Source organism: Kerstersia similis, from assembly GCF_965139615.1.
GTDB classification, from domain to species: domain Bacteria; phylum Pseudomonadota; class Gammaproteobacteria; order Burkholderiales; family Burkholderiaceae_B; genus Kerstersia; species Kerstersia similis.
On the sequence record NZ_CBCSIQ010000050.1, the window covers coordinates 1 to 3,706 of the forward strand.

4 protein-coding genes and 1 tRNA gene are annotated in these 3,706 nt (G+C 59.2%); 3 read left to right on the forward strand and 2 right to left on the reverse strand.

Translation table 11 applies throughout. The features are described from left to right. Positions 1 to 355: 355 nt before the first annotated feature. Entirely contained in the window at positions 356 to 1,084 is a 729-nt protein-coding gene (locus ACNA1V_RS17335) for an alpha/beta fold hydrolase (protein ID WP_415834818.1), read from the forward strand. Positions 1,085 to 1,186: 102 nt separating this feature from the next. Further along, positions 1,187 to 2,368, forward strand: a complete 1,182-nt coding sequence (gene pobA / locus ACNA1V_RS17340; protein ID WP_415834819.1) for a 4-hydroxybenzoate 3-monooxygenase — start codon at positions 1,187 to 1,189, stop codon at positions 2,366 to 2,368. Between the two features lie 201 nt (positions 2,369 to 2,569). Here pobA and ACNA1V_RS17345 read toward each other — a convergent pair. Together ACNA1V_RS17345 and ACNA1V_RS17350 are read right to left on the reverse strand one after the other, a co-directional pair. Beyond that, positions 2,570 to 2,654 (reverse strand) — tRNA-Leu (locus ACNA1V_RS17345). Positions 2,655 to 2,794: 140 nt separating this feature from the next. Then, positions 2,795 to 3,346 carry a LuxR C-terminal-related transcriptional regulator gene (locus tag ACNA1V_RS17350; RefSeq protein ID WP_415834820.1) on the reverse strand — a complete coding sequence of 184 codons (552 nt, stop codon included), beginning with the start codon at positions 3,344 to 3,346 and terminating at the stop codon, positions 2,795 to 2,797. 128 nt (positions 3,347 to 3,474) lie between these two features. On the opposite strand from ACNA1V_RS17350, the gene ACNA1V_RS17355 reads away from it, so the two are divergent. After that, the coding region (locus ACNA1V_RS17355) for a CoA-transferase (protein WP_415834821.1) at positions 3,475 to 3,706 on the forward strand (232 nt) is incomplete at its 3' end.

Genomic DNA, 3,706 nt, shown 5'->3' on the forward strand with positions numbered 1-3,706 from the left:
CTTGGGGGGCTGGCCGACTGTGCGAGAGGGGCTCATGAATGGGGCAGGGAACGCGGATGTCAGGCATAGCATAACCAGAACGCATGAAATGTATAGCCCTGGAAGTCGCCATGCTTGCCTGGAGATCAGCAGTGATAAAGGGAATTTCCCCTTTCTATACTTTGCTGATGAATCCAGGTGTTTACCCCCATATAAATCAAACGCATTGAAAGAGCCTGCTTTTTGATTAGCCGGATCCGTACTTGCTGGGCTACTTTGAAAGGCACGCCATGCGCTTTGCATGGGGGACTGATAGCGTTTGGATGGAGCCTGTCGTCACGCACGATGAACATGCAGGCGTCCTGAGGGAGAAAAGATGAGCAAACCGGTCTTGTTGTTGCTGCCGGGGCTGTTGTGCGATGTGGCTGTCTGGCATAAGCAGATGGATGCCTTGAGCACTTATGAGTGTGTGGTGCCGGATTACGGCATGGCCGATTCCATCGCCGCCATGGCAGAGGTGGCGATCGCGGCGCTGCCAGCCGGAAATTTTGCCGTGGCCGGGCATTCGATGGGCGGCCGCGTGGCCTTGGAAATCGCCCGCCGCATACCGGAACGCGTGGCGCGGATTGCCTTGCTCGATACCGGCATGCATCCGTTGGCCACGGGGGATGCCGGGGCGCGCGAAGTGGCAGGCCGCATGGCGTTGTTGCAAAAGGCGAGGACACAGGGCATGCGCGCCATGGGGCAGGAATGGGCGCGCGGCATGGTGCGCGAAAGCTGCCTGGAAACGCCCTTGTTCGAAGAGATCCTGGCGATGATCGAACGCAAGACGCCAGATATTTTCGCGGCCCAATTGAAGGCCTTGATCGAACGACCTGACGCCCGTGACGTCCTTGCCGGGCTGGCGGTTCCGGTCTTGCTGTCTTGTGGCAGGCAGGATAACTGGAGCCCGGTGGCGCGACATGAGGAGATGCTGGCCTTATGCCCGCAAGCGCGCCTGCGTGTGATCGAAGACAGCGGGCATATGAGCACGATGGAGCAGCCGCAAGCGGTCACGCAGATGCTGCGTGATTGGCTGGAAGAAGGCAACCGGGCTTCGGCCTGACCCAAGATACCTGATGCGTTCGCCTGGCAGGCCCGGTGCGACACGACATCAGGAGAAGCCGCGCAGCGGGCGGCTGCCATGACGTATTGAAGGAGACAATAGATGCAAAAGATTCATCAGACCCAGGTGGCAATTATTGGCGGCGGCCCTGCCGGGTTGCTGCTGTCCCATATTCTGGCCTTGCATGGCATCGGCAGTGTGGTGCTGGAGCGCCAGAGCCGTGCCTATGTGCTGCAGCGTATTCGGGCCGGGGTGCTGGAGCATGGCACGGTGCAGCTTTTGCGTGATGTCGGCCTGGGCGAGCGCCTGGACCGTGAAGGCTTGGTGCATGATGGCACACTCGTGACCTGGCAGAATGAAGGCTCGCTGGTTATCGACACCACCAAGTATGCCGGGCGGCCCATGATGGCATACGGGCAGACTGCCATTACAGAGGATCTCTACGCCGCGCATGACCTGGCCGGCACGGAAATCCTGGATTGCGCCAGTGATGTCGCCTTGCATGACATCACTGGCGAGCACCCGTATGTCACTTATACCCGCGATGGGGAAGCGGGACGTATCGACTGTGACTTCATTGCCGCTTGTGACGGATTTCATGGTGTCGGCAGGCAGTCCATTCCCGCCAGTGTGTTGCGCACCTACGAGCAGGTCTATCCCTTCGGCTGGCTGGGCATCATGGCGGAAACGCCGCCCATGGAGGACTTGATCTATGCCCGCCACGAGCGCGGGTTTGCGTTGGCCTCGCAGCGTAATCCGCAATTGAGCCGGTATTACATTCAATGTCCGATGGATACCGATATCAATGAATGGTCGGATGATCGTTTTTGGGACGAGTTCAGGCTGCGTTTGCCAGTGGAGCTGGCCAGCACGGTCGTGACCGGGCCGAGCATTGAAAAATCCATTGCGCCCTTGCGTAGCTTTGTCGCGGAGCCCATGCGCCATGGCCGCATGTTTCTGGCAGGCGATGCGGCGCATATCGTGCCGCCGACCGGTGCCAAGGGGCTGAACCTGGCGGTGTCGGATGTGTACTATTTGTCGCGGGCATTCGATGCCTATTACGCCCATCAGCAGCAGGATTTGCTGGAGTCTTACTCCCAGACCGCATTGCGTCGCGTCTGGGCCTCGGAGCGGGTTTCCTGGTTTCTCACGAAGCTATTGCACGTGTTTCCGCAGGACTCGGGATTTGAGGAAAAAATGCGCCTCAATGAATTCCAGTATCTGCAGCGGTCGGAACGCGCGCTGGGCACGCTCGCGGAGCAGTATGCAGGGTTGCCGTTCTAGGTGAATGTGCGCCTCTCTGGCATGAGAGGCGCTGGGCGGCCCACCGCAGGGGGCAGAGAGGAGGATTTGCAAGGCAAATGCCGCCCGGGTCGGGCTGTGCCTGCTTTGTTCCTTGTGTCTGCCTGGGGGAGGCGATCCGGGCCAGACAAGAGCGGAAAAGTAAAAACGGCTTGAAATCTTTCGATTTCAAGCCGTTGCAATTGGTGCCCAAGAGAGGACTCGAACCTCCACACCCGAAGGCACTAGTACCTGAAACTAGCGCGTCTACCAATTCCGCCACCTGGGCAACGTTTCTTTGACTTGGGAGCTGTCTTTTCAGAAGCTCTTCTGTGTCAGAAGCGTAGGAAAAGAAGTATAGGGTGTTTTTTTTCTTGTGTCAACAATATGTGGGGTTTTTTATAAATATTTCGATCACCAGGTCTGCCGCTAAATCGTGAGCATGCGCTGCACCAGGTCTGCGGTGGTTCGAGCCCCGAATTTCCGCATCAGGCTGGCACGGTGCACTTCCACGGTGCGCGGGCTGATATCCAGGTCTTTGGCGATCATTTTGGCGGTCTTGCCTTCCAGCAGGCGCGCCGCGACTTCGCGTTGTCTGCCGGTCAAGGGGTGTTCGCCCAGCGGGCGCTGGGCGCTGATGTCCTCGAAGGTCCAGATGCCTGCCTCATGGGGGTTGTCACGGCTGAATGCCCGGCCGGTGACATGGCACCAGAAAAACTGGCCGCTGGCCCGTTTCATGATGCGGCTATCGGCGTAGCGCCCTTGGGTGTTGAGGATGGGGGCGATGCGTTTGCCCAGGCGCTCGAACTCTTCCACGCTGGGGTAGAGATCCAGAAAGGAGCGTCCCAGCAGCAACTCGCGCGAGATCTGGAAGATTTCACAGACTTCGGCGTTGCAATCGACGATACGCCGCTGGCGCGACAAGACCAGACCGACAGGCGCCATCTCGAATGCCCGTCGGTAGTCGGATTCTGGAGCCATAGGGAAGTGTCCTTAGGAAAAACTACGTAGTTCACTACGTATTATGCTGCCAGCCATGGCGGGAGACCAAGCTGGCGCATTTGCGCTGGGCGGTGCCCGCCAGGCGATTCAGGCCAGGAGACAGAAACATGAACAAAGTATATCCATCCGCCAGCGCTGCCTTGCAAGGGGTAGTGGCAGACGGCCAGACCATCGGGGTGGGGGGCTTCGGTCTGTGCGGCATTCCCGAAGCGCTGATTGCAGCGCTGCGGGACAGCGGCGTCAGCGGCTTGACCTGCGTGAGCAACAACGCCGGTGTCGATGGCGCGGGCCTGGGGCAGTTGCTCGCCACCCGGCAGGTACGCAAAATGATCTCCTCGT